Genomic DNA, 25,080 nt, shown 5'->3' on the forward strand with positions numbered 1-25,080 from the left:
CACCACCGGGGTGCGGTCGCCCGCGGTAGCCGCCCGGCTCTCGACGCTAGACCGCTTCCTGCCGGTCTGGATCCTGGCGGCCATGGCGCTCGGGCTCCTCCTGGGGCGGCTCGTCCCCGGCCTGTCCGACGTGCTGTCCGCGGTGCAGGTCGACGGGGTCTCGCTGCCGATTGCCGTCGGCCTGCTCGTGATGATGTACCCCGTGCTGGCCAAGGTGCGCTACGACCGGCTCGACACGGTGACGGGGGACCACCGCCTGCTCGTCTCGAGCGTCGTGCTCAACTGGCTGGTCGGGCCGGCGCTGATGTTCGCCCTGGCGTGGCTGCTGCTCCCCGACCTCCCGGAGTACCGCACGGGGCTCATCATCGTCGGGCTGGCGCGGTGCATCGCCATGGTCGTCATCTGGAACGACCTGGCCTGCGGCGACCGCGAGGCGGCGGCCGTCCTCGTCGCGCTCAACTCCCTGTTCCAGGTCGTGGCGTTCGCGGTCCTCGGGTGGTTCTACCTGTCGGTGCTGCCCGGGTGGCTCGGCCTCGACCGGTCGAGCCTCGACGTCTCGCCGTGGAAGATCGCCGGCAGCGTCCTCGTCTTCCTCGGTGTCCCGCTGCTCGCCGGCTACCTCAGCCGGCGCCTCGGCGAGCGCAGCGTCGGCCGCGACCGCTACGAGCGTTCCTTCCTGCCCAGGATCGGTCCGTGGGCGTTGTACGGGCTGCTGTTCACGATCGTGGTCCTGTTCGCCCTCCAGGGCGAGCAGGTCACCAGCCACCCTCTGGACGTCGCGCGGATCGCGCTGCCCCTGCTGGCGTACTTCGCCCTGATGTGGGGCGGCGGCTACCTGCTGGGCCGGGCCCTGGGGCTGGGCTACGAGCGGACCACGACCCTGGCCTTCACCGCCGCCGGCAACAACTTCGAGCTGGCCATCGCCGTTGCCATCGCCACCTTCGGGGTCGCCTCCGGCCAGGCCCTGGCGGGCGTGGTCGGCCCCCTGATCGAGGTGCCCGTCCTCGTGGCCCTCGTCTACGTCAGCCTCGCCCTGAGGAACCGGTTCCCGCACCCCACGCCCGAGGAGGCCCCCCGTGCCTGACCCCCGCCCTTCCGTGCTCTACGTGTGCGTCCACAACGCCGGGCGCTCCCAGATGGCCGCGGCCTACACGACCCACCTCTCCGCAGGACGGGTGGAGGTGCGGTCCGCGGGCTCGGCGCCGGCGGACAGCGTCAACCCCGCGGTCCAGGACGCCATGCTCGAGGAGGGCATCGACCTCAGCGCGGAGACGCCCAAGCTGCTGACCCCCGAAGCGGTGCAGGCGTCCGACGTCGTCATCACCATGGGGTGCGGCGACGCGTGCCCGTTCTACCCGGGGAAGCGCTACCTCGACTGGCAGCTCGACGACCCGGCCGGGCAGGGCGTCGACGCGGTGCGCCCGATCCGCGACGAGATCAAGCGCCGGGTCAGCGCGCTGCTCGAGGATCTGGGCATCCCCGTCACCGGCGTGTGAGGTTCCGGGTGGAGGAACCCTGCTTGCCGACCGCTGACGCGCACGCCAAGGTGTGTGCGTGACCTCCGACGTCGAGACCAGCCCCCACAGCACACCGGTCTTCTTCGTCGCGGGCGGCACCGGCATCTCGGCCGAGACGCTGGGCAACCTCATGCTCCAGCAGTTCCCCTCGGTGACGTTCCAGCGGCGCAAGTTCCCGTTCGTCACGACCATCGAGCGGGCCCGCGAGGTGCGGGGGATCTTCGACGAGGCCTGCACGGGCTCGGTGACACCTCTGGTCTTCTCGTCGGTCTCCGACGACGAGGTCCGCAAGGAGCTGCAGGAGACGCGGTGCGCGTTCATCGACCTCTTCGGCACCCACCTCGACACCATCGAGCGGGTGCTGCGCGTCAACGCCACCCACGGCGGCGCCCCGCTCCACGGCCTGGGGGACACCCGCCGCTACGACGCGCGGATGAAGGCGATCGAGTACGCGATGGAGCACGACGACGGCGCCAGCCTCCGGCACCTCGAGTCCGCCGACCTCATCCTCGTGGCGCCGTCGCGGTGCGGGAAGACCCCGACCTCCATGTACCTCGCGCTGCAGCACGGCCTCAAGGTCGCCAACTACCCGCTGGTCGAGGAGGACTTCGACGTCGGCGGCCTGCCCCGGCCGATCCGGGGCCTGGTCGACCGGTGCTTCGGCCTGCTGTCGACGCCTGCACGCCTCAGCCAGGTCCGCGGCGAGCGCCGCCCGGGCTCGGTGTACGCCAGCATGGGTCAGTGCAGCTACGAGCTGCGCCGGGCCGAGGCGCTCTACCGGGCACACCGCATACCCTCCATCAACTCGGCCTCCATGTCGGTGGAGGAGATGGCGGCCGTCATCATGCAGAGCACCAACCTCAACGGGCTCCTCTGACGGGGTCCCCGGGAACCTGCTCTAACCTCTGACGCACCGCGGCAACGGCGCCGCACGTCGAAAGGAACGCCCGTGACCGGCAGCACCCCCAACGTCGCCTGGTTCGCCGACCTCGGTCTCACCGACGTCGACGCGGTCGGAGGCAAGAACGCGTCGCTCGGCGAGATGGTCCAACACCTCTCGGCCGCCGGCGTCCGGGTGCCCGACGGGTTCGCGACCACGGCCGACGCCTACCGGCGCTTCCTCGAGCACGAGGGCCTGGCCGACCGCATCAACGGGATGCTGTTCTCCCTCGACGTCGAGGACACCCGCGCCCTCGCGGACGTCGGCGGGCAGCTGCGTGAGGCGGTGGAGCGCCAGCCCTTCCCCCCGGACCTCGAGGCGGACATCCGTACGGCGTACGAGCGGCTCGTGGGGGAGCACGTCGACGAGGTGAGCTTCGCGGTCCGCTCGAGCGCGACGGCGGAGGACCTGCCCGACGCCTCGTTCGCCGGACAGCAGGAGACGTTCCTCAACGTCCGCGGCATCGACAGCGTGCTGCTCGCGATCAAGCGGGTCTTCGCCTCGCTCTACAACGACCGCGCCATCGCCTACCGCGTGCACAGCGACTTCGACCACTCGGTGGTCGCGCTCTCGGCCGGCGTGCAGCGGATGGTGCGCTCGGACATCGGTGCCTCGGGCGTCATGTTCACCATCGACACCGAGTCCGGGTTCCCCGACGCGGTGTTCATCACCAGCAGCTACGGCCTGGGCGAGGCCGTGGTCCAGGGCGCGGTCAACCCGGACGAGTTCTACGTCTACAAGCCCGCCCTGCGCGCCGGCCGCCCGGCCGTCCTCAAGCGCGGCGTCGGCGACAAGGCCACCAAGATGGTCTACACCGACGACGCCGAGGTGGGACGCACCACCGAGTTCGTCGACGTCGACCCGGCCGAACGGGTGCGGCTCAGCCTCACCGACGACGAGGTCACCGAGCTGGCACGGCACGCGCTGGCCATCGAGGAGCACTACGGCCGCCCGATGGACATCGAGTGGGGCCGCGACGGGCTCGACGGCGAGCTCTACATCCTCCAGGCGCGCCCCGAGACGGTGAAGTCCCGCCAGGGGAGCACCAGCCAGCAGCGCTTCACCCTCGACGAGCGCGGACCGGTGCTCGTCGAGGGCCGGGCGATCGGCCAGAAGATCGGCGCGGGCCCGGTGCGGATCCTCGCCTCCGCCGAGCAGATGCACGACTTCGAGCCCGGCAACGTGCTGGTCGCCGACATGACTGACCCCGACTGGGAGCCGATCATGAAGCGGGCCAGCGCGATCGTGACCAACCGTGGTGGCCGCACCTGCCACGCCGCGATCATCGCCCGCGAGCTCGGCATCCCCGCCGTGGTCGGCACCGGCTCGGCGACGACCGCGCTCGCCGACGGGCAGGAGGTCACCGTCTCGGCGGCCGAGGGCGACACCGGCCGGGTCTACGAGGGGCTGCGCAGGTTCACGGTCTCGGAGACCGCGCTGGGCGACATGCCAGAGCTGCCGGTCAAGATCATGATGAACGTCGGCACCCCGGACCAGGCGTTCGAGTTCTCCCGCCTGCCGCACCGCGGTGTCGGGCTCGCCCGCCTCGAGTTCATCATCAACCGCCAGATCGGCATCCACCCCCGCGCGCTGCTCGAGCTCGAGGACCAGGAGCCCGGGATCCGCGCGGAGGTCGAGGCCCTCATCGCCGCGTACGACAGCCCGCGCGACTTCTTCGTCAAGCGCGTCGCCGAGGGCGTGTCCATGCTCGCGGCCGCGTTCGCGCCCGAGCCGGTGATCGTGCGCATGTCCGACTTCAAGTCCAACGAGTACGCGGGGCTGCTGGGCGGGCAGCGCTACGAGCCCCACGAGGAGAACCCGATGATCGGGTACCGCGGCGCCGCGAGGTACCTGTCCGAGGACTTCGCCGAGTGCTTCGCCATGGAGGCGGAGGCGCTGCGCCACGTGCGCGACGAGATGGGGCTCACCAACGTCAAGGTGATGATCCCGTTCGTGCGGACCGTGACCGAGGCGAAGGGCGTCATCGACCTGCTCGCCGAGCACGGCCTGCGCCGCGGCGAGAACGACCTCCAGGTCGTGATGATGTGCGAGATCCCGTCCAACGCAGTGCTCGCCGACGCCTTCCTCGACCACTTCGACGGGTTCTCCATCGGGTCCAACGACCTGACCCAGCTGACCCTCGGCATCGACCGCGACTCGAGCCTGGTCGCCGAGGGCTTCGACGAGCGGGACCCGGCGGTCAAGCGGATGCTGTCGATGGCCATCGAGGCGTGCCGGGCCCGGGGCAAGTACGTCGGCATCTGCGGGCAGGGTCCCTCGGACCACCCCGACCTCGCCGAGTGGCTGCTCGACCAGGGCATCGAGTCGATGTCCCTCAACCCCGACACCGTCGTCGACACCTGGCTGCGCCTGGCGAAGCGGGGAAGCGGCAATGACGAGTGACCTCGAGGCGCTGGTCGTCGCCGCGGACGACCCGGCCGGGCTGGCGTCGTTCTGGTCCGGGGTCCTGCGACGCCCGCTCGGTGTCGGCACGGCGGTCCTGCCCGTCACCGAGACCGAGTTCCCGATCCGGTTCGTGCCGACGACGGCGCCGAAGGACGTCCCCAACCAGATGCACTTCGACCTGACCAGCTCCTCCCTCGAGGACCAGCAGGAGACGGTGGACCGAGCCCTCGAGCTGGGCGGCAGCCACCTCGACATCGGCCAGGGCCCGGACGCCGAGCACGTGGTGATGGCCGACCCGGAGGGCAACGAGCTCTGCGTGATCCCGCCGGGCAACAACTTCCTCGCCGGTACGGGGACGATCGGCGCCCTGTCGAGCGACGGCTCGCAGGCGGTGGGCTACTTCTGGAGCCAGGCCCTGGGCTGGCCGCTGGTCTGGGACCAGGACGAGGAGACGGCCATCCAGTCGCCGCGTGGCGGGTCGAAGATCTCCTGGGGTGGTCCTCCGGTGCGGCAGAAGACGGCCCGCAACCGCCTCCACCTGCACCTGTCGCCGGTGGGGGACGACGGCGTGACGGCGGAGGTGCAGCGCCTCGTCGCGCTCGGCGCGAGCCGCGTCGACCCCGCCCTGGCTGACCCGGCGTGCCTGGCGGAGGAGTGGCTGCCGCTCCTGGACCCCGACGGCAACGAGCTCTGCGTGCGCGCCTGAACCCGGCGTCGGCCGTTCGGCCAGGGTTCGTGCGCCGTGCGTCCGAACGAGGGCTGATCGCACCCCGCCGGACCCACGGCGGCATACGGTGGGCGCACCCGACACCGAAAGCGCCTGTCCTGACTCATGATCCACCGCCCTGACTTCTCCTGGCCGACTGTCCTCGGACCGCTCGTCATCACCCTGGCCGTCTCCGGATGTGTTCCGGCCAGCGCCGACCCGGGGTCCGACTCAGGGTCCGCGTCCGGGCGCTCGACGACCTCGAGCCCGGCGGCCACCCGGGCGTTGCCTGCCTCGGACCCGTCGACGACGGAGCCCGTGGCCGAGCCCGCGGCGTCGAGCGAACCGGCCGGGACCGCGACCTCCACCACCTCGACCCCTGCCCCCTCGCCGAGCCCGACCTCGGTGCGGCCGGGCACCGCGGTGACCACCCTGGCCGCCATCCCGGTCAAGGGTCGCGCGCCCCGCACGGGGTACGACCGCGCCGAGTTCGGCCAGGCCTGGGCCGACGTCGACCGCAACGGCTGCGACACCCGCAACGACATCCTGCGCCGCGACCTGCGCCAGCTCGTCCTCAAGGCCGGGACGCGCGGCTGCCTCGTCCTGCGCGGCACCCTGCACGACCCGTACACCGGCACCACCATCCGCTTCGTCCGCGGGCAGAGCACCTCCACCGCCGTCCAGATCGACCACGTCGTGGCCCTTTCCGACGCGTGGCAGAAGGGCGCCCAGAAGTGGACGTCCCAGCAGCGCACCGCCTTCGCCAACGACCCCCTCAACCTCCTCGCCGTGGACGGTCCCAGCAACCAGCGCAAGAGCGACGGTGACGCCGCCACGTGGCTCCCGCCCCGCAAGGCCACCCGGTGCAGCTACGTGGCCCGACAGGTCGCGGTGAAGCGCCGCTACGGGCTGTGGGTCACCAGCGCCGAGCGCGCGGCGATCCTGCGCGTGCTGGACTCCTGCCCCACGCAGGGCCTCCCCAGCGGCGGCGTGGTCCGGCTCGGCGGGGGAACCGTGGAGGCGGTCGCGCCGGCTCCCACCCGGTCGACGGCGCCGAAGCCCAGCGTGGCGCCGCCCGCAGCCTCCGCCACCGACCCGCGGTTCGGCACCTGCAGGGAGGCCAACGCCGCGGGCTACGGCCCGTACCGGCGCGGCGTGGACCCCGAGTACGACTGGTACCAGGACCGCGACCACGACGGGCTCGTCTGCGAGCGCTGAGCCCGCCCCACCAGCCCTCTGATCGCCGTGGCCGGCCGGCGCGACACGGCCCTTCGTCCCTAGTGGGCGCGCCTCCTCTCTGGTGCAGTGGTCTGACCGCGAGGGATCGAGGAGACGCATGAGGCAGCGCAAGTGGTCCGAGCTGAGCACGACCCAGCGGGTCGCTGTCGTAGTCGGTGGCAGCCTGCAGCTCGCGCTGCAGGCGTATGTCGCGCGAGACCTGCGGCGCCGCAGTCGTGAGGAGGTGCGGGGACCCCGGTGGGCCTGGGCCCTGGCCGACCTCGTGAACCCCGTCGGGCCGCTGGCCTACCTGGCCGTTGGTCGCCGCAACGCCCCTCGTCCACCGTTGGAGTAGTGCCGTGTCGAGCGCACCCGTCGAGCGCGACGACGCCATCCGCGCCGAGGCGGTCATCGAGACCCATGGCCTGAGCAAGAGCTTCGGCCACGCGGTCGCCCTGCGCGACCTCGACCTCACCCTGGCCCGGGGTGAGGTCTTCGGCTACCTCGGACCCAACGGCGCCGGCAAGACGACGACGCTGCGCCTGCTCATGGGGCTGCTGCGCCCGACGCGCGGCAGCGCCCGGGTCTGCGGGTACGACGTGTGGCACGAGTCCACGTCGGTGCGCCGCCACGTGGGGTTCCTGCCGGGGGAGCCGGCGCTCTACCCGACCCTCACCGGCCTTCAGCACGTCGACTACCTCAGCCACCTGCGCGGCGCAGACCCGTACCCCCGGGCGCTGGTCCTCGCCGAGCGCCTCGACCTCGACCTCGACACCCCCTCGCGCGACCTCTCCAAGGGCAACCGGCAGAAGCTCGCCGTCGTCCTGGCCCTGATGCCCCAGACCCGCGTGCTGGTCCTCGACGAGCCGACCAGTGGCCTGGACCCCCTGGCGCAGCAGGAGCTGCACACCCTGATGCGCGAGCACGTCGACGGCGGTGGCACGGTCCTGCTCAGCTCGCACGTCCTCGGGGAGGTGCAGCGGGTGGCCGACCGCGTCGGCCTGCTGCGCAAGGGTCGGCTCGTCGCGGTCGACCGGCTCGACGCCCTGCGCGCGCGCTCGCTGCACCACGTGCACGCCACGTTCGACGCCCCGGTGCCGGTCGCGGCCTTCGCCGGCATCGACGGGGTCCGCGAGCTGTCCGTGGTCGACCACACGCTGACCTGTGCCGCCCCGGAGGCCTCCCTCGACCGCATCGTCAAGGCGCTGGGGCAGTTCCCGCTGCGCGACCTCACGTGCACCGAGGCCGAGCTCGAGGAGACCTTCCTCGCCTACTACGGCCGGGGTGAGGACGATGCTGCATAGCGTCGCCCTCAAGACCCTCCACGACCAGCGCCGCAGCCTCGTCGGCTGGGTCGTCGCGGTCGTCCTGCTCGTGCTCATGTATGCCGCGATCTGGCCGAGCATCCGCGACCAGCCGTCGATGAGCGACTTCCTCGACCAGATGCCCGAGGCGTTCCGGTCCCTGTTCGCCACTGCAGGGGCCGACATGTCGACGCCCGTGGGCTACATCCAGATCGAGCTCATGAGCTTCATGGGCCCGACCCTGCTCATCCTGTACGCCGTGGGGCAGGGGAGCTCCGCGGTCGCTGGCGAGGAGGACCGCCACACCCTCGACCTGCTGCTGGGCTCGCCCGTCAGCCGCGCCCGGGTCGTCCTGGAGAAGGCCGGGGCCATGGTGCTCGGGACGCTCGGGCTGGCCGTGGCCACCGGCGCCGCCCTGGTGCTCGTGGGCCGGCTGTTCGACCTGAGCCTGCCGGCCGGGCGCACCGCGGCGGCGATGCTGCACCTGGCCCTGCTGGGGCTGGTGTTCGGCGCCCTCGCCCTGGCGGTGGGGGCCGCCACCGGCAGCCCGGGCCGCAGCAGGGGAGTGGCAGCCGCGGTCGCGGTCCTGGCCTACCTCGTCAACGGCCTGGGCGGCCTCGTGGACTGGCTGCGCCCGTTCCAGCGGCTCTCGCCGTTCTACCAGTACGCCGCCCACGACCCGCTGCGGGCGGGGGTCTCCTGGCCCGCCGTGGTCGTGGCGGTCCTGACCGTCGCCGTCCTGGTCGCGGCCGCGGTGTGGGGCTTCGGCCGGCGGGACGTCCGCGGCTGAGCGACGGCCACCAGAGGACGAGGGGCTGGGGCGCGTGCAGGCGGCCGGCGCCGGGCACTCACCTGGCGACTAGAGCTGGGTGCCCACCAGGGCGCCGATGCCGTAGGTCACGGCCATCGCGAGCACGCCACCGGCGACGTTGCGCAGCACCGCCCGCTGCCTCGGGGCACCGCCGAGCTGGGCGCTGACCCAGCCGGTCGCAGCCAGCGCCACGACGACCGCCCCGGCGGTGATGGCGACCCGACCTCCGGGCGGGGGCAGCAGGATCGCGATGAGCGGCAGCAGCGCGCCGACCGTGAACGCCGACATCGACGCCCAGGCCGCGTGCCAGGGGTTCGTCAGGTCGTTGGGGTCGATCCCGAGCTCGGCCTCCGCGTGCGCGCCGAGGGCGTCGTGCTCGGTGAGCTGGACGGCCACCTCACGGGCGAGCTCCGGGGTCAGGCCCTTGCCGGCGTAGATCTCGGTGAGCTCGTCGAGCTCCTGCTCGGGCATCTCCCGCAGCTCGCGGCGCTCCTTGGCCAGCAGGGCCTTCTCGGTGTCGCGCTGGGTGCTCACCGACACGTACTCGCCGGCCGCCATGCTCATGGCCCCCGCTGCGAGACCCGCGACCCCGGCGGTGACGATGGCGCTGCGCTCGCTGGTGGCGGCGGCGACGCCGATGACGATGCCGGCGGTGGAGACGATGCCGTCGTTGGCTCCGAGGACTGCCGCGCGCAACCAGTTCAGGCGCGAGCCGATCGCGGCGTCGTGGGCCTCACCCTCGTGCGGGACGACCTCGGGGCTCTCGAGCTCAGCCACGGGCCCGCGCCCCGAACCGGCCCGCGGCCTGGGAGATGCGGTGGGCCAGCTCCACGTCGAGCTGGGTGAGGCCGCCCTTGTCGTGCGTCGAGAGCGCGAAGTGCACCGTGCGCCAGCGGATGTCGATGTCCGGGTGGTGGTTCATGCCCTCCGCCTCGGTGGCGACCTCGTCGACGAGGCGGATGGCGGTGGGGAAGTCGGGAGCCTCGAAGCCGGCCAGGATCTGCGTGCCGTCGACCGCCCACCCGGGCAGGTCCTGCAGCTGGCGGTCGAGCTCCTCGTCGGTGAGCAGTCGGGACATGTGCACACTCTCGCAAGGAACCGGGTGCGCTGTCACCGAAGGCCAACCTCACCTCGCAGCCACCCGGCCCAGGACGTGGTGTGCCGCGTGCGCTGGGCGCGCACGCGGCATACCGGAGGGGGCCTGTCGGGCCCGGGTCAGCTCGTCAGAGGGCTTCCTGGACCGAGGCGGGTCCGAGGAAGTCGTCGCCACCCTGGGCCGTGTCGGACTGGGAGGTGATCTGGGCGGTGACCGTGTGCATCTGCAGCTCGCCGGACTCGATCTGCTCGGCCCAGTGGCAGGCGACGCGGTGCGAGGACGGCACCCCGGCGATGTCGAGCGTGCGCAGCTGCGGGCGCTCGGTGTCGCACTTGGTCTCCTGCCGCCACGGGCACCGCGTGTGGAAGCGGCAGCCCTTCGGCGGGTTGGCAGGGGAGGGCAGGTCGCCCTGGAGCAGGATGCGCTCGCGACGGTCCTCGATCACCGGGTCCGGCACCGGCACCGCGGACATCAGCGCCCGCGTGTAGGGGTGCAGCGGCTTGGTGTAGAGGTCGTCGGCGGCAGCCTCCTCGACGAGCGCCCCGAGGTACATGACCCCGATGCGGTCGCTGATGTGGCGCACCACGGCCAGGTCGTGCGCGACCACCAGGTAGGTGAGGTCGAACTCGTCCTGCAGCTGCTCGAGGAGGTTGATGACCTGGGCCTGCACCGACACGTCGAGGGCGGAGACCGGCTCGTCGGCGACGATGAGCTTGGGGTCGACCGACAGCGCGCGGGCGATGCCGATGCGCTGGCGCTGGCCGCCGGAGAACTCGTGCGGGTACTTCTTCAGCGCGGCGGCGGGCAGGCCGACGGCCTTGAGCAGCTCGCGCAGCCGGGCGGACGCCTGCTTCTCGTCCTTGGCGAGCCCGTGGGCCTTCATGCCCTCCAGGAGGAGCGACTCGACCGACTGGCGCGGGTCGAGGCTGCCCATCGGATCCTGGAAGACCATCTGGATGTCCTTGCGCTTGCGGCGCAGCTCCTCGCCCTTGAGCGAGGCGATGTCGACCCCGTCGAACTCGACGCTGCCCTCGGTGGGCGGCTCGAGGTTGAGGATCGCCCGGCCCAGGGTGGACTTGCCGCAGCCGGACTCGCCGACCAGGCCGTAGGTCTCGCCCTGGCGGATCTGCAGGTCGACCCCGTCCACGGCGTAGACGTGGCCGACCGTCCTGTCGAAGATGACGCCCTTCTTGATGGGGAAGTGCACCTTGACGCCCTTGACGTCAACGAGCACCGGGCGGTCGCCGGCGGTGGTGGCCGGCGTGGTCTCGGCAGTCGCCGTCATCGGGACACCTCCGGGGAGTGGGTGACGGGGTTGAAGCAGCGCAGGGCCCGCGGGCCCTCCTCCACCAGCTGGGGCATGTGCTGGACGCACTCGTCGACGGCGTTGGGGCACCGCGGGGCGAAGGCGCACGCGCTGGCCCACGGGAGGTTGTCAGCCACCGAGCCCGGGATGGGGTTGAGGCGCTCGCCGCGCGACCCGTCGAGGCGGGGGATGGAGCCCAGCAGCCCCACGGTGTACGGGTGCCTCGGCTCGGCGAACAGCGGGTGGCGGTCCCCGCGCTCGACGATCTTGCCGCCGTAGAGCACGTTGACCCGGTCCACCATGCCCGCCACCACACCGAGGTCGTGGGTGATCATGATGAGCGCCGTCCCGGTGTCCTCGACGAGGTCCTTGAGCAGCGCCAGGATCTGCGCCTGGATGGTGACGTCGAGCGCCGTGGTGGGCTCGTCGGCGATGAGCAGGCGGGGTTCGCACGCGAGGGCCATGGCGATGAGCGCGCGCTGGCGCATGCCGCCGGACAGCTGGTGCGGGTAGTCCTTGAGCCGCCGTTCCGGGTCGGGGATGCCGACCTTGTCGAGCATCTCGCGGGCGATGGGTGTGGCCGCCTTGCGGGACAGGCCGCGGTGCCGCTCGAGCACCTCGGTGACCTGCAGGCCGATCGGGACGACCGGGTTCAGCGACGACAGCGGGTCCTGGAAGATCATGCCCAGGTCGCGGCCGCGCCGGTCGCGCATCTGGTCGCGCGACTCCTTGAGCAGGTCGGCGCCGTTGAAGAGCACCTCACCCTCGACGCGCACGCCGCGGGTGGGCAGCAGGCCCATGATCGCCAGCGACGTCACGGACTTGCCGCAGCCGGACTCGCCGACGAGGCCGACGGTCTGGCCGGGGCGGACGTCGAAGCTGACCCCGTCGACGGCCACGAACGGCTCGTCGCCGGAGCGGTGGAAGGTGACGGTCAGGTCGCGGACCGACAGCAGCGGCTCGCTGCCGTCGCCGCGAGAGGTTCGGGTGTTCTCGATGAGCTCAGTCATGAGTCGGGTTACCTCCGGCTCTTGGGGTCGAGGGCCTCGCGCAGGGACTCACCCATGAGGGTGAAGCCCAGGGCCACGATGATGATGCACAGGGCGGGCCAGACGGCGAGGGCCGGGTGGTCGTAGATGTACTCCTGGGCGGCGCCGAGCATCTGGCCCCACTCCGGCTGGCGGTCGTCGGGGTTGCCGACACCGAGGAAGGACAGCGCGGCCGCGTCGATGATGGCGCCGGCGAGCACGAGGGTCGCCTGCACGATGACCGGGCCGAGGGCGTTGGGCAGCATGTGCCGGAACACGATGGCCGACCGCTTGACACCCAGGGCCCGCGCGGCGAGCACGTGGTCGCTGGAGCGCTGGGCCAGCAGCGAACCGCGCAGCAGCCGCGCGAAGATCGGCACCTGGACGACCGCGATGGCGATGATGACCGTCCACTGGCTCGGCTTGGACGCCAGCGCCGCGATGGACACGGCGAGCAGCAGCGACGGGATCGACAGCATCACGTCGACCAGGCGCATGACGAGCGAGTCGACCCAGCCGCCGAAAGCACCGGAGAGGGTGCCGAGCGTCAGTCCGCCCGCGAACCCGAACAGCGTCGCCAGCACGCCGACGATGAGGGTCTGCCGGCTGCCGACGATGAGCCGGGAGAGGATGTCGCGCCCCACCGAGTCGGCTCCCAGGGGGTATCCGGGCTGGGAGCCCGGGATGGGGTTGCTCTGCGGTCGCACCTGGTCGATGAGCAGGCGGGCTGTGGGGTCGTGCGGCGCCAGCAGCGGGGAGAAGATCGCGAGCAGGACGAACAGCGCGCTGATCGTGGCCCCGAGCAGGAAGACCGGGTTGCCACGCAGCCGGCGCCAGGCGCTGGCGATGAGCGAGACGCCGGCGGACTCCTCCACGTGCCCGGCGTCGGCGACCGAGCGCTCGGCCACGGCCACGCCGCCACCTGCCGGTCCCTTGCCGGCCGTGGAGGCGGCGAGGTCGTCGATCCGCTGCTTGCGGGTCTTGGGGTTGAGGGGGTTGGGCACCTCAGGTCACCTCGTCCGGATTCGGGGGTCGATCACGGCGTACGCGATGTCGACCAGCAGGTTGATGACGACGAAGGTGATGGCGAACATCAGCAGCAGCACCTGGAGCACTGCGTAGTCGCGGCGCTCGAACGACAGGGCCGTCGCCTCGCCGAGGCCGCCCCAGCTGAACACGCGCTCGGTGAGCACCGCGCCCACGAGCAGGCCGCCGGTCTGCAGGCCGATGGTCGTCACGACGGGCAGCAGCGCGTTGCGCAGGACGTGGCGACCGCGGATGACCCGCCGGGTCAAGCCCTTGGACTCCGCCGTGCGGACGTAGTCCTCGTCCATGACGTCGAGGACGGCGGCACGCGTGATGCGGAAGATCACCGCGAACGGGATCGTCGCCAGCGCCAGGCCCGGCAGGATCAGGTGCTTGATGGCGTCCCACGCGGAGTCCCACTCGCGGGTGAGCACGCCGTCGAGCACGAAGAACCCGGTCACGCGGGTCGCGTCGATGCCCGAGTCCTGGCGCCCGGAGACGGGCAGCCAGTGCAGCTGGATCGCGAAGAAGTACTTGAGCAGGAAGGCCAGGAAGAACACCGGCACGGCCACGCCGATCAGCGACCCGACCACCGAGAGGTTGTCGAACCACGACGCGCGCCGGCGCGCGGCCAGGTAGCCCAGCGGGATACCGACGATGATCGCCAGCACGATCGAGAAGAGCGCGAGCTCGATCGTGGCGGGGAACCGCTGCATGAAGATGTCGAACGCGTCGGTGCCGGCCTGCACCCCCGTGCTGGCTCCGAACTTGCCCTGCAGGGCCCGCTTCACGAACTCCCAGTACTGCACGTAGATCGGCTGGTCGAGGCCCAGGGCCTTCTCCAGCGCGGCCCGCCGGGCGGGGGTGGCCCGCTCGCCGAGCATGGCGGACACGGTGCCGCCGGGGAGGGACCGCAGCCAGAGGAAGACGAGCATCGAGAGCACGATGACCACCCCCACCATCTGGAGCAGTCGTCTGAGGATGAATCTGAGCACGGGGGGTCGATCTCCTTCAGTCGCGACTGTGGCCGTCCCAGCGATTCTGCTGGGACGGCCACAGTCTTAGGAAGAGCTGTCCGAGGTCAGTCCTCGGCTCACTTGCTGACGGTCACCGTCGAGAAGGTCTCCGCGGTGAGCGGGCTCGGGACGAGACCCTTCACCTTGTCGCTCACGACGAGGGCCGGCGGGGAGTGGCTGATCGCCAGGCCCGGCAGGTAGTCCTCCTGGATCTGCTGGTTGATCTTCTCGTAGGCGGCGGACCGCTGCCCCTCGTCGACGATCGAGTCGGCGGCTTCGAGGTCCTTCGTCAGCTGTGCGCCGTAGGACGTCGCGCTGGTGTGGAAGTCGTTCGCCTTGAGGTTGGAGAAGAACGTGCCGATGAAGTTGTCGGCCGAGTTGTAGTCACCGGTCCAGCCGAGCAGCCACGCGTCGTAGCCGCCGTTGTCGACGGTGTCGAGGTAACCACCGTTCCACGGCTTGGTGCTGACGTTGACCTTGATGCCGACCTTCTCGAGGTCACCGCGCAGGGCCTCGTAGATCTTCTGCGGGTTCGGCATGTAGGGCCGCGACACGTCGGAGGGGTAGGCGAAGTTGAGGGTCATGCCCTCGGCGCCGGCCTCCTTGAGGAGGCTCTTGGCCTTCTCCGGGTCGTACGGGTAGGCCTGCAGGCTCTTGTTGTAGCCCGCGACGGTCTCCGGCATGAACTGCGTCGCGACCATGGCGCCCTCGGGCAGCTGGGTCTTGACGAGCTGGTCGCGGTTCATGGCGTAGTAGAGCGCCTGACGGACCTTGAGGTCCTTGAGCTTGGGGTTCTTCGCCGGGTTCAGGCCGACGTAGAGGATGTTGAACGCCGGGCGGATCAGCAGCTGGTTGCCCGAGTCCTTCAGGCCCTTCCAGTCGGCCGGGTTCGGCAGGTCGTAGCCGTCGATGCTGCCGGCCTCGAGCTCCTGGCGACGGGTCGACTCGTCGGGGATGATCTTGAAGACGATCTTCTTGGTCTTCGGCTTCTCGCCCCAGTAGGAGTCGTTGGCGACGAGCGTGACCGTCTTGTTGGCCTCGTCGAACTTCTCGAGCTTGTAGGGGCCGGTGCCGACCGGGTTCTTGGAGTACGCCGGGTAGCCGAAGCCCTCACCCTGCTTGGTGACGTTGTTGGCGTCGCCCGCCTTGAGCGCCTTGGGCGACTGCATGGAGAACGAGTCCAGCGACAGGGCGGTGGGGAACTTCGAGGTGGGGCGGCTGATCTTGATGACGGCCGTCATGTCGTCCTTGGCCGTGCAGCCCTGGTAGAGGGCGTTCTTGGCGTCGGACTTGAACGAGCCCATCACGTCGGCCCAGTAGCCGGCGGGGCCACCCGCGGCGACCTCGTTCTGGTCGAACATGCGCTCGAAGTTGTAGCAGACGGCCGCCGCGTTGAACGGCTCGCCGTCCCAGAACTTGACGCCCTCGCGCAGCGTGAACGTCCACTCCTTGCCGTCCGAGGAGGCCTCCCACTTGGTGGCCAGCTCCGGCTCGATGTCGGCGGTCCCGGGCTTGATGCCGACCAGGCCCTCCATCATCTGCCGGGTGACCCGGAAGGTCTCGCCGTCGGTGGCGTAGAAGGGGTCGAAGAGCTCCGGGGCTCCGGCCGCGCCGAAGGTGATGGTGTCCTTGTTGTTGCTGCCGCTGCCCGACGAGCCGCTGCCGCTGTCCCGGTTGGACTGCGCGCAAGCAGCAAGGGTGAGGGCCAGCGTCGTCGCCAAGACGACCGGGGTCGCCTTCCGCGTGAGCTTCATGAATACCTCGCTTGGTGTGCGAACGTTGGTCGACCCGGTCGGGCGCCAAAGGTGGTGCTGGTGAAGCCGCCCGCAGGGGCGCGCCGAGGCGCAAACCTTCTACGGTTGGTCGCAGACCCTAGCGAGAAGTGCGGTGGGTGAACCCCCACGCCGCGGAAATTAACAAAAGTGAGACCCATGTCCGGAAGAGCCCAGCTGCCCCCCGTACGGGCCGTCGTCGGTGCCGCCCTGGTCGACGACCTGGAGGCGCCCACGAGGCTTCTCGGTGCGCGCCGTACGGAGCCCTCGGCCCTGGCGGGCGGCTGGGAGTTCCCGGGCGGGAAGGTCGACCCGGGCGAGTCTCCGCAGGAGGCGCTGCACCGCGAGCTCGGCGAGGAGCTCGGCGTGTCGGTGGTGCTCGGGGAGCAGCTGCCGGGCCCGCTGGAGGACGGCCGCTGGCCGTTGGGGGACGCCTACGCCATGACGGTCTGGTGGGCCGTCGTGGTGGACGGCGAGCCGGCGCCGCTGGAGGAGCACGACGAGGTGCGGTGGCTGACCGCGCAGGACCTGTACGGCGTGCCCTGGCTGGCCGCGGACCTCCCCATCGTGGACGCGGTCGCCGCCCGCCTGCGCTGAGCCTCGAACGAGCCCCCACCCCGGGTGGTCGGGAGCACGGCCAATTCCTGAGACAATGGTGCTCATGCCCATGAAGACCCGCGGTGACATCCGCAATGTCGCCATCGTTGCCCACGTCGACCACGGAAAGACCACGCTGGTCGACAAGATGCTCTGGGAGGCCGGCGCCTTCGGCGAGCACCAGCACGTCGACGAGCGCGCGATGGACTCCGGTGACCTCGAGCGGGAGAAGGGCATCACCATCCTGGCGAAGAACACCGCGATCCACTACGCCGGCAAGGCGGCCGCCGACGCGGGCCTGTCCGACGGCGCCACCATCAACATCATCGACACCCCCGGCCACGCCGACTTCGGTGGCGAGGTCGAGCGCGGCCTGTCGATGGTCGACGGTGTCGTGCTCCTCGTCGACGCGTCCGAGGGCCCGCTGCCGCAGACCCGCTTCGTGCTGCGCAAGGCGCTCGCGGCCAAGATGCCCGTCGTCCTGTGCATCAACAAGGTCGACCGCCCCGACTCGCGCATCGCCGAGGTCGTCGACGAGGTCTACGAGCTGTTCATGGACCTCGACGCCGACGAGCACCAGATCGAGTTCCCCATCGTCTACGCCTCCGCCAAGAACGGTCGCGCCTCGATGACCCGCCCGGACAACGGTGGCCTCCCGGACGCCGACAACCTCGAGGCCCTGTTCGCGACGATCCTGTCGACGATCCCCGCCCCGACGTACGACGACGAGGCGCCGCTGCAGGCCCACGTCACCAACCTCGACGCCTCCAACTTCCTCGGCCGCCTCGCGCTGCTGCGCGTGCACAACGGCACGATCAAGAAGGGCCAGCACGTCGCGTGGTGCAAGGTCGACGGCACGGTCGAGCGCGTCAAGATCACCGAGCTGCTCATGACCGAGGCGCTCGAGCGCAAGCCCGCCGAGTCGGCCGGCCCCGGCGACATCATCGCCATCGCCGGCATCCCCGAGATCATGATCGGCGAGACCCTGGCCGACGCGGAGAACCCCATCCCGCTGCCCGTCATCACCGTCGACGAGCCCGCCATCTCCATGACCATCGGCACCAACACCAGCCCCATGGTGGGCCGTGTGCGTGGGTCGAAGGTCACCGCGCGCATGGTCAAGGACCGCCTCGACAAGGAGCTCATCGGCAACGTGTCGCTGCGCGTCCTCAACACCGAGCGCCCCGATGCCTGGGAGGTCCAGGGCCGTGGCGAGCTGGCGCTCGCCATCCTCGTCGAGCAGATGCGCCGCGAGGGCTACGAGCTGACGGTCGGCAAGCCGCAGGTGGTCACCCGGGAGGTCGACGGCAAGACGCACGAGCCGGTCGAGCGCCTCACGATCGACACCCCCGAGGAGTTCCTCGGGCCGATCACGCAGATCATGGCCGCCCGCAAGGGCCGCATGGAGCAGATGACCAACCACGGCACCGGCTGGATCCGCATGGAGTTCCTCGTGCCGTCGCGCGGGCTCATCGGCTTCCGCACCGAGTTCCTCACCGAGACCCGCGGCACCGGCATCGCCCACCACGTCTTCGAGGACTACGAGCCGTGGTTCGGCCCGATCGTGACCCGCACCAGCGGCTCGCTCGTCTCGGACCGCACCGGCGTCGTCACGGCCTACGCCATGGTCAACCTCCAGGAGCGCGGCACGCTGTTCGTCGAGCCGACCACCGAGGTCTACGAGGGCATGATCATCGGCGAGAACTCCCGCGCCGACGACATGGACGTCAACATCACCAAGGAGAAGAAGCTCACCAACGTGCGCGCCTCCTCCTCCGACAACTTCGAGAAGATCGTGCCCCCGCGCAAGCTCAGCCTCGAGCAGTCGCTGGAGTTCTGCCGCGAGGACGAGTGCGTCGAGGTGACCCCGGAGGCCGTCCGCATCCGCAAGGTCGAGCTCGACCAGACCCTGCGCGCCCGCGCCGCTGCCCGGGCGCGCAACGCCTGACCTCGGACGGGTGCCGGTGCAGACCGACCACCGTCACAGGCCACCAGCGCGGCTGACCGCCGCGCTGGTGGTCCTCGTCGTCGCGGTGCTGGCGGCCGCCGGCTGCAGCCGGGGCTCGAAGGAGGAGGACGCCGGCGGCGTACCCGGCCGGCTGTCCGTGCTCTCCCTGGGGCCGGTCGCCACGTGGGACCCCCAGCGGCTCGCCACACCCCAGGACATCGCGTTCGCGGGGCGCACGTTCATCCGCACCCTGACCGCCCACCCGGCCGGCCCCGACGCCGCAGCCCGGCGCGAGGTGGTCGGTGACCTCGCCACCGACGCCGGCACCCACGACAAGACCCTCAAGGTCTGGTCCTTCACCCTGCGCGACGGGGTGACCTGGCAGGACGGGACGCCGGTCACGTGTGCCGACGTCAGCTACGGCGTCTCACGGTCCTTCGGCAAGCCGTTCGCCACCGAGGGCCTGAACTACCCCCTGGCCTACCTCGACATCCCGCGCAAGGCCGACGGGACCTCGACCTACACCGGTCCGTGGCAGGGTGCCGGCCAGGCGTCGTACGACAAGGCCGTGAGCTGCAAGGGCTCGACGGTGACCTTCCGGCTCAGCACGCCGATGGTGGACTTCAACCAGGTGGTGGCGCTGTCGGTCTTCGCACCGGTCAAGAAGGCCAACGACCGCGGGTCCAAGGACCCGTACGCGGTGTTCTCCAGCGGGCCCTACCAGCTCAAGGGCGGCTGGGACCCGAGCGCCGGCGGCACCTTCGTGCGCAACCCCCACTGGCAGCGGGCCTCGGACCCCATCCGCAAGGCGGGCCCCGACTCGGTGGAGTACGTCGAGGGCACGGAGTCGCAGACGGCCGTGCAGCAGGTCATCAACGACGAGGGCGACCGCAAGCAGGCCGTCACCCTCGACTCGGCCCCGCCGGCGATGCAGCAGCACGTGCTGTCCGACGACGGCCTGCGCCGCCGGGCCATCAACCCCACCGCGCAGTTCGTCGACTACCTCGCGCCGTCGACCGGGTCCGGGGTCATGCGCAGCCCCGAGGTGCGCAAGGCGCTCGCCCTGGCCACCAACCGGGAGGGCTACATCACCGCCCTCGGTGGCCCGAGCGCGGCCGAGCCCGCCTACAGCCTCATCGGTCCCGCCCTGCCGGGCCACAGCGACGCCGACGTCATCGGCGGCGGCCCCACGGGCGACACTGCCCGGGCCCGCACCGAGCTGGCGGCCTCCGGGCTGACGCTGCCGGTGAGGATCCGGGTGGCCTACCGCTCGACCCCGACCGCCGACAAGGCGATGGCCGCCCTGAGCAACGGGTGGGAGGACGCCGGCTTCTCCGTGCAGCTGCAGCCGGTCGAGAAGGACTACTTCGAGACCATGTCCCGCCCGGGGCAGGCCAAGCGCACCGACGTGTTCTGGGCCAACTGGGCGCCGGCGTGGCCCTCGGCCTCCACGGTCATCCCGCCCCTGTTCGACAGCCGGCTCAACCTCACCCCCAGCGGCACCGGCCGCGACCTCGGGGGCTTCGCCGACGCGGCCGTCGACCGGGAGATCAGCCGGATCTCCACCGTGGCCGACCCGGCGGCACAGGCCGCGGCGTGGGCCGAGCTGGACGCGCGCCTGGCGTCGCAGGGGGCCTTCGTGGCCCTCGCGCAACGGCGCTCGATGTTCGTCGCGGGCACGTCCGTGACCGGGCTGTCCGCCAACGAGGCGCTGGGCGGCTTCGTCGACCTCGCGACCGTGGGTGTGGGATAGGCAGGTGACCACCCCCGCCACCGAGGCCCGGCCGGCCCTGCTGCTCGTCCACGCCCACCCCGACGACGAGACCCTGACGACGGGCATCACCATGGCCCGCCACGTCCGCGACGGGCACCGGGTCCACGTGCTGACCTGCACCCTCGGGGAGGAGGGGGAGGTCATCCCGGCCGAGCTGCACCACCTCGACGCCCAGCACTCCGACGCGCTGGGTGCGCACCGGCGTGAGGAGCTGCGGGCCGCCATGGCCGCGCTCGGCGTGACCCACGAGGTGCTGGGGGAGGACCCCGCTGCCGGCCGGCTCTCGGTCTTCCGCGACTCCGGCATGGCGGGGGTCGACCTACCGCCCCGGCCCGACACGTTCGTCGGCGCCGACCTCGGTGCCGCTGCCGCCATGGTCGCCGACGTCCTACGCCGCGTGCGCCCCGCCGCCGTCGTCACCTACGACGAGCACGGAGGCTACCTCCACCCCGACCACGTGCAGACCCACCGGGTCACCTGCGCGGCCGTCGCCTCGCTGCCTGCCGACGAGCGTCCCCTGCTCTACGCGGTCCTCACGCCGGCCTCGTGGGCGAGGGAGGACCGCGAGTGGCTGCGGGCGCACCCTCCGGCCGAGCCGTGGAGCCTGCCCGACCCCGATGGCGACTACCCGCCGTCGGTGGTCGACGACGCCGTGGTCACCCACGAGGTCGTGGAGCCCGGGCTCGTGGAGGCGCAGGCCGGGGCGCTGCGCCACCACGTCACCCAGGTGACCGTGGGCGCCGACGGACACACCTTCGCCCTGTCCAACGACATCGCGGCGCGGTTGTCCGGCCGCGAGGGCTTCGCCCTGCTCGACCCGGAGACGGGGCGCCCCGTTCCCGGAGTCGGCGGCGCTGGCGGCGACCCCGCCCCGGCCCGACGCACCCACCTGCTGGAGGAGTCCCTGTGAGCGACGCGGTCGACCGTGACCAGTTCCGCCTGGCCATGGGACGGTTCGCCACGGGCGTCACCGTCCTGACGACGCTGGCCGGCGGTCACGACCACGCCATGACCGCCAACGCCATCACCTCGGTGTCGATGGACCCGCTGCTCGTGCTCGTCTGCGTGGAGGTCGACGCCAGGTTCCACGACGCCGTGACGGAGGCAGGGGTCTGGGGCGTCAGCATCCTCGGCGCCGAGCAGCGCGCCGTCGCCCAGTGGCTCTCGACCCAGGGCCGGCCGCTTCACGGCCAGCTCGACCGGGTCGCGCACCACCGTGGAGGAGCGACGGGTGTCGCGCTCCTCGACGGTGCCCTCGCCACGATCGAGTGCCGGACGACGGACGTCCACCCCGCAGGTGACCACAGCATCGTGGTCGGCGAAGTAGTGTCCCTGACGAGCAACGAGCACCCGACGGCCGCGCTGGTCTACTACCGCAGCCGCTACGAGGTCCTGAGGTGATGGGAGTGGGCGTGAAGGAAGGCGGCTCCGCCGGGCTGAGGCTCGGTGTCGCGGTGGCGGTCCTGCTCGCGGGGTACCTCGGGCTGGCGTGGTTCCTCGGGCGGCACGTGCCTGCCAACACCTCCGTGGCGGGCGTGCCCATCGGCGGTATGGCGCCGGCCTCCGCCGAGAGGACGCTGCAGCGCGCGCTCGCGCCCAAGGAGAAGGCCAAGCTCACGCTGAGCGCCGGGGACAAGTCCGTGCAGCTCGACCCTGCCGCCGCCGGGCTCCGGTTCGACCTCGCCGGCACGGTCGACGGCCTGAGCGGGTTCAGCCTCAAGCCGGCCGACCTGTGGGACCGCCTCACCGGCGGCCAGGAGGAGCAGCTGAAGACCTCCGTCGACCGGCAGCAGCTCGAGAACGCCGTCAAGGGCGTCCAGCCCCGGCTCGAGACGCAGGCGGTGCAGGGCGGCATCACGTTCCCCTCGGGCAGGGTCTCGGTCGTGCGTCCCGTCGTGGGCCAGAAGCTCTCCGTGCCGGGCACCGCCGACGAGGTCGCCGCGCGCTGGCCCGCCAAGGGCGCCGTGGCCGCCAAGCTCGACACCCTGGCGCCGTCCGTGTCCGCCGACGAGGTCGTCCGGGCGGTGAAGGAGTTCGCGACGCCTGCAATGTCGGGACCGGTCACCATCGCCGTGGGGTCCAAGCGGTTCGCGCTCAAGCCCGCGCAGTACGCGCCGGCGATCGCCATGAAGCCGGGCGAGGACGGCCGCCTCGCGCCCGACGTCGACACCACCAAGCTGCTCGCCTCGGTCCACGCGGCGGCGGCCACCGCGGGCGTGGAGACCAGGGCACGGGACGCGAAGATCCTGTTCCGCGGCACGAAGCCCACCGTGGCGCCGGCCGTCACGGGGGTGGGCCTCGACGACAGGTCCGTCGTCGCCGCGTTCGTGCCCGCCCTGACCTCGGCCACGCGCACCGCCACGGTGAAGAGCACCGTGGTCCAGCCGAAGCTGACGACCGCGCAGGCGGTCAAGATCATGCCCAAGGAGGTCATCTCGACCTTCACGACCAACCTGCCGTACAACCCGCCGCGCACGGAGAACATCCAGATCGCCGCGCGGACGCTCAACGGCACCTACGTCGGCCCCGGCGAGCAGTTCAGCCTCAACAAGGTGCTGGGCCAGCGCACCGCCGCGAAGGGCTACAACGAGGCTCCGGTCATCGTCAACGGACGCCTGACGAAGGACTACGGCGGCGGCATCTCCCAGCTGTCCACCACGACCTTCAACGCCGCGTTCTTCTCCGGTGTGCGCATCGAACAGTACCTGCCGCACAGCTTCTACATCTCCCGCTACCCCGAGGGCCGCGAGGCGACCATCTCCTGGCCCGACGTCGACCAGAAGTGGACCAACGACACCGGCTACGGGATCCTCATCCAGGCCGTCGCCACGGACAAGACCGTCACGGTGACGTTCCACGGCACCAAGGTCTGGGACGTCGAGGCCGTGAAGGGCCCGCGCCGCAACGTGATCCAGCCCAAGCGCATCGTCGACGACAAGAAGGGCTGCGTCCCGCAGACGCCGACCCCCGGGTTCGACGTGACGGTCTCCAGGATCTTCAAGAAGGCGGGGAAGGTGGTCAAGACGTCGCAGTTCTCGACGCACTACATCCCCGAGGACGACGTCGTCTGCACCAACCCGTAAGGGTCAGCTGACGAGGTGGGCGTACGGGTCGGGGCGCTCGGACTCGCTGCGCAGCACGCAGAACTCGTTGCCCTCGGGGTCGAGCATGGTGACCCACCCGCCGCCGCCCTCGACCCGCAGGTCGGCGAACACCCGCGCGCCGAGGCCCAGCAGGCGCTCGACCTCCTCCTCCCGGGTCGCGTCGGTGGGGGAGAGGTCGAAGTGCAGCCGGTTCTTGACGACCTTGCCCTCGGGCACCTCGATGAACAGCACGCGCTGGCGCCCGTCACTCGAGAAGATCATGCACTCCTCGTGCCCCGGCAGGTTGGGGTCGCGCGGGTCCTCGCCGAACCCGAGCACCTGCCCCCACCAGACGGACTGGGCGTAGGCGTTGCTGGAGTCGACGGTGGTGTGGGAGATGCGTGACGTCATGGCTCCCACTGTCGTGGGCCGCCGCGGTCCGGCGCCAGCCCTTTACGACGATGCGTCCGGTGGGGTGGCGGGGCCCGGCTCCTGCGGCGAGGTCAGGTAGGCGTAGGAGGAGTGGTGGGCGAAGCCGAGCCGCTCGTAGAGGCGGATCGCCGTGGCGTTGTCGTGCTCCACCTGCAGGTGCAGGAGGCTGACCCCCTCGCGCAGGGCCGCGTCCGCCAGCCGCGCGGTCAGGTGCGCCGCGAGCCCGCGCCCGCGGTAGGCCGGGTCGGTCCAGACCGCGCCCAGCCCGGCCCAGCCGGCGCCGAACCCCAGCCGCGCCAACGCGATCGGGGTCGTCCCCGCGGCGTCACGCGCCCGCAGCCCGAGCTGCTGCGACAGCCCGCCGCCGGGCAGCACCGAGCCGAACAGCTGTCGGGGGCTGCCGGTGAGGACGCCCCGGGCCGTCTCCGGGTCGCTCCTGCGGGTGCCGTGGTAGGCCCGCAGCCACGCGTCGCCGGGCGTCGGCTCGATGGAGACGGACGGGCCGCCGGGGTCGGCAGCGGCGACCGTCGCCGCCGAGGCGGTCAGCACGAGGGTGAGGCTGCCGACGGTGTAGCCCCGGGCGAGCAACAGCGCACCGAGGGGGTCGTCGCCCACGTCGAAGCCCTCGGGCCCGGCGAGGGCGAGCTTCGCCGGGAGCTGCCGCGCGGCGTACCACTGCTCCACCCGCTCGACCGCTGCCTCGAGAGGCATGCCGGGGCTGCCCACGGGCACGGTGGAGTTGCCGCGCTGGGTGAACCCGCGCGACGCCCGCAGCGCCCAGTCGCCGAGCTGTTCGCGCTCGAGGGCGCCCCACGAGGGCACCACGGCGCCCTGGAGGTCCTCGATGGACGTGGCCAGGTGGGCAGCGCCCCGGCGAGAGGGCTTCGGCGGCACCTCCTTGGCAGCCACGACGCGGGCTCGCTCGATGCGCACCGGGCCCCTCGCCGTGAGCACCTCGAGGTGGGTGGCGTCGGTGCCGGTCAGGGTGCCGACGCTGTCCGTCAGGGTCGCGCCCGAGGCCGGGTCCGGCTGTGCCAACCGCCACCTGACCACGACACGTGACCCCGGGGGGAGGTTGCTGACGTCGGCCGACATGAGCC

At 71.5% G+C, this 25,080-nt stretch carries 24 protein-coding genes; 15 read left to right on the forward strand and 9 right to left on the reverse strand.

All coding sequences use genetic code 11. The features are described 5' to 3' along the window. The first annotated feature begins 10 nt into the window (after nt 1-10). The 9 genes from arsB (at nt 11) to ASG70_RS08150 (ending at nt 8,881) form a co-directional block, all read left to right on the forward strand. Nucleotides 11-1,084: an ACR3 family arsenite efflux transporter gene (arsB, locus tag ASG70_RS08110; RefSeq protein WP_156399970.1), complete on the forward strand. Its 1,074-nt coding sequence runs from the start codon at nt 11-13 to the stop codon at nt 1,082-1,084. After that, nucleotides 1,077-1,496 carry an arsenate reductase ArsC gene (locus ASG70_RS08115; protein ID WP_082590337.1) on the forward strand — a complete coding sequence of 140 codons (420 nt, stop codon included), beginning with the start codon at nt 1,077-1,079 and terminating at the stop codon, nt 1,494-1,496. The genes arsB and ASG70_RS08115 overlap by 8 nt, the downstream gene beginning before the upstream one ends. A 58-nt stretch (nt 1,497-1,554) precedes the next feature. After that, the gene (locus ASG70_RS08120; protein ID WP_056883349.1) at nt 1,555-2,394 is read left to right on the forward strand and encodes a pyruvate, water dikinase regulatory protein; all 840 of its coding nucleotides are present in this window, start codon (nt 1,555-1,557) and stop codon (nt 2,392-2,394) included. Nucleotides 2,395-2,466: 72 nt separating this feature from the next. After that, nucleotides 2,467-4,860, forward strand: a complete 2,394-nt coding sequence (gene ppsA / locus ASG70_RS08125) for a phosphoenolpyruvate synthase (protein ID WP_056883350.1) — start codon at nt 2,467-2,469, stop codon at nt 4,858-4,860. Further along, nucleotides 4,850-5,569 carry a VOC family protein gene (locus tag ASG70_RS08130; protein ID WP_056883351.1) on the forward strand — a complete coding sequence of 240 codons (720 nt, stop codon included), beginning with the start codon at nt 4,850-4,852 and terminating at the stop codon, nt 5,567-5,569. Before ppsA ends, ASG70_RS08130 begins: the two co-directional genes overlap by 11 nt. 126 nt (nt 5,570-5,695) lie before the next feature. After that, complete coding sequence (locus ASG70_RS08135) at nt 5,696-6,787, forward strand: DUF1524 domain-containing protein (RefSeq protein ID WP_082590339.1); 1,092 nt, start codon at nt 5,696-5,698, stop codon at nt 6,785-6,787. 118 nt (nt 6,788-6,905) lie between these two features. After that, a complete protein-coding gene (locus ASG70_RS08140; protein WP_056883352.1) occupies nt 6,906-7,142 on the forward strand; it encodes a PLD nuclease N-terminal domain-containing protein in 237 nt (78 codons plus the stop codon). 4 nt (nt 7,143-7,146) lie between these two features. Continuing rightward, nucleotides 7,147-8,091, forward strand: a complete 945-nt coding sequence (locus tag ASG70_RS08145; RefSeq protein ID WP_235531404.1) for an ABC transporter ATP-binding protein — start codon at nt 7,147-7,149, stop codon at nt 8,089-8,091. Beyond that, nucleotides 8,081-8,881 (forward strand): ABC transporter permease, encoded by an 801-nt coding sequence (locus tag ASG70_RS08150; protein WP_056883353.1) that lies wholly within the window; start codon nt 8,081-8,083, stop codon nt 8,879-8,881. The genes ASG70_RS08145 and ASG70_RS08150 overlap by 11 nt, the downstream gene beginning before the upstream one ends. A gap of 69 nt (nt 8,882-8,950) precedes the next feature. On the opposite strand, the gene ASG70_RS08155 is transcribed toward ASG70_RS08150, so the two are convergent. The 7 genes from ASG70_RS08155 to ASG70_RS08185 all read right to left on the reverse strand — a co-directional run bounded on the left by ASG70_RS08155 (nt 8,951) and on the right by ASG70_RS08185 (nt 16,128). Then, nucleotides 8,951-9,679, reverse strand: coding sequence for a VIT family protein (locus tag ASG70_RS08155; RefSeq protein WP_056883354.1), 729 nt, complete (start codon nt 9,677-9,679; stop codon nt 8,951-8,953). Beyond that, on the reverse strand, nt 9,672-9,980 hold the full coding sequence (locus ASG70_RS08160) for a 4a-hydroxytetrahydrobiopterin dehydratase (RefSeq protein ID WP_056883355.1): 309 nt from the start codon (nt 9,978-9,980) through the stop codon (nt 9,672-9,674). The genes ASG70_RS08155 and ASG70_RS08160 overlap by 8 nt, the downstream gene beginning before the upstream one ends. Nucleotides 9,981-10,125: 145 nt before the next feature. After that, nucleotides 10,126-11,283 carry an ABC transporter ATP-binding protein gene (locus ASG70_RS08165; protein WP_056883356.1) on the reverse strand — a complete coding sequence of 386 codons (1,158 nt, stop codon included), beginning with the start codon at nt 11,281-11,283 and terminating at the stop codon, nt 10,126-10,128. Next, a complete protein-coding gene (locus tag ASG70_RS08170; protein ID WP_056883357.1) occupies nt 11,280-12,314 on the reverse strand; it encodes an ABC transporter ATP-binding protein in 1,035 nt (344 codons plus the stop codon). The genes ASG70_RS08165 and ASG70_RS08170 overlap by 4 nt, the downstream gene beginning before the upstream one ends. Before the next feature lie 8 nt (nt 12,315-12,322). Next, on the reverse strand, nt 12,323-13,336 hold the full coding sequence (locus ASG70_RS08175) for an ABC transporter permease (protein ID WP_056883358.1): 1,014 nt from the start codon (nt 13,334-13,336) through the stop codon (nt 12,323-12,325). 6 nt (nt 13,337-13,342) lie between these two features. Further along, on the reverse strand, nt 13,343-14,353 hold the full coding sequence (locus ASG70_RS08180) for an ABC transporter permease (protein ID WP_056883359.1): 1,011 nt from the start codon (nt 14,351-14,353) through the stop codon (nt 13,343-13,345). Between the two features lie 98 nt (nt 14,354-14,451). Continuing rightward, complete coding sequence (locus tag ASG70_RS08185; RefSeq protein WP_056883360.1) at nt 14,452-16,128, reverse strand: ABC transporter substrate-binding protein; 1,677 nt, start codon at nt 16,126-16,128, stop codon at nt 14,452-14,454. A 177-nt stretch (nt 16,129-16,305) separates the two neighbouring features. Here ASG70_RS08185 and ASG70_RS08190 point away from each other — a divergent pair, with 177 nt between their 5' ends. The 6 genes from ASG70_RS08190 to ASG70_RS08215 all read left to right on the forward strand — a co-directional run bounded on the left by ASG70_RS08190 (nt 16,306) and on the right by ASG70_RS08215 (nt 23,548). After that, a complete protein-coding gene (locus ASG70_RS08190; RefSeq protein WP_056883361.1) occupies nt 16,306-16,743 on the forward strand; it encodes a (deoxy)nucleoside triphosphate pyrophosphohydrolase in 438 nt (145 codons plus the stop codon). 64 nt (nt 16,744-16,807) lie between these two features. After that, nucleotides 16,808-18,691 (forward strand): translational GTPase TypA, encoded by a 1,884-nt coding sequence (typA, locus tag ASG70_RS08195; RefSeq protein WP_056884076.1) that lies wholly within the window; start codon nt 16,808-16,810, stop codon nt 18,689-18,691. A gap of 16 nt (nt 18,692-18,707) precedes the next feature. Continuing rightward, entirely contained in the window at nt 18,708-20,444 is a 1,737-nt protein-coding gene (locus ASG70_RS08200; protein ID WP_056883362.1) for an ABC transporter substrate-binding protein, read from the forward strand. A 4-nt stretch (nt 20,445-20,448) separates the two neighbouring features. Continuing rightward, a complete protein-coding gene (gene mshB, locus ASG70_RS08205; protein WP_056883363.1) occupies nt 20,449-21,375 on the forward strand; it encodes an N-acetyl-1-D-myo-inositol-2-amino-2-deoxy-alpha-D-glucopyranoside deacetylase in 927 nt (308 codons plus the stop codon). Further along, nucleotides 21,372-21,866, forward strand: coding sequence for a flavin reductase family protein (locus tag ASG70_RS08210; RefSeq protein ID WP_369818889.1), 495 nt, complete (start codon nt 21,372-21,374; stop codon nt 21,864-21,866). Before mshB ends, ASG70_RS08210 begins: the two co-directional genes overlap by 4 nt. Before the next feature lie 5 nt (nt 21,867-21,871). Next, the gene (locus ASG70_RS08215) at nt 21,872-23,548 is read left to right on the forward strand and encodes a VanW family protein (RefSeq protein ID WP_056883364.1); all 1,677 of its coding nucleotides are present in this window, start codon (nt 21,872-21,874) and stop codon (nt 23,546-23,548) included. 3 nt (nt 23,549-23,551) lie between these two features. On the opposite strand, the gene ASG70_RS08220 is transcribed toward ASG70_RS08215, so the two are convergent. Beyond that, entirely contained in the window at nt 23,552-23,959 is a 408-nt protein-coding gene (locus tag ASG70_RS08220; RefSeq protein WP_056883365.1) for a VOC family protein, read from the reverse strand. Nucleotides 23,960-24,001: 42 nt separating this feature from the next. Further along, entirely contained in the window at nt 24,002-25,075 is a 1,074-nt protein-coding gene (locus ASG70_RS08225; protein ID WP_156399896.1) for a GNAT family N-acetyltransferase, read from the reverse strand. Between the last annotated feature and the right edge of the window lie 5 nt (nt 25,076-25,080).

It is taken from the genome of Phycicoccus sp. Soil748 (assembly GCF_001428025.1).
Lineage (GTDB): Bacteria > Actinomycetota > Actinomycetes > Actinomycetales > Dermatophilaceae > Pedococcus.

Coding starts and splice junctions, on each gene's coding strand:
- ASG70_RS08220 (WP_056883365.1), bottom strand. CDS start 23,959: ATGACGTCACGCATCTCCCACACCACCGTCGACTCCAGCAACGCCTAC.
- ASG70_RS08170 (WP_056883357.1), bottom strand. CDS start 12,314: ATGACTGAGCTCATCGAGAACACCCGAACCTCTCGCGGCGACGGCAGC.
- ASG70_RS08135 (WP_082590339.1), top strand. CDS start 5,696: ATGATCCACCGCCCTGACTTCTCCTGGCCGACTGTCCTCGGACCGCTC.
- ASG70_RS08185 (WP_056883360.1), bottom strand. CDS start 16,128: ATGAAGCTCACGCGGAAGGCGACCCCGGTCGTCTTGGCGACGACGCTG.
- ASG70_RS08190 (WP_056883361.1), top strand. CDS start 16,306: ATGTCCGGAAGAGCCCAGCTGCCCCCCGTACGGGCCGTCGTCGGTGCC.
- ASG70_RS08140 (WP_056883352.1), top strand. CDS start 6,906: ATGAGGCAGCGCAAGTGGTCCGAGCTGAGCACGACCCAGCGGGTCGCT.
- ASG70_RS08130 (WP_056883351.1), top strand. CDS start 4,850: ATGACGAGTGACCTCGAGGCGCTGGTCGTCGCCGCGGACGACCCGGCC.
- ASG70_RS08150 (WP_056883353.1), top strand. CDS start 8,081: ATGCTGCATAGCGTCGCCCTCAAGACCCTCCACGACCAGCGCCGCAGC.
- typA (WP_056884076.1), top strand. CDS start 16,808: ATGCCCATGAAGACCCGCGGTGACATCCGCAATGTCGCCATCGTTGCC.
- ASG70_RS08160 (WP_056883355.1), bottom strand. CDS start 9,980: ATGTCCCGACTGCTCACCGACGAGGAGCTCGACCGCCAGCTGCAGGAC.
- ASG70_RS08165 (WP_056883356.1), bottom strand. CDS start 11,283: ATGACGGCGACTGCCGAGACCACGCCGGCCACCACCGCCGGCGACCGC.
- ASG70_RS08225 (WP_156399896.1), bottom strand. CDS start 25,075: ATGTCGGCCGACGTCAGCAACCTCCCCCCGGGGTCACGTGTCGTGGTC.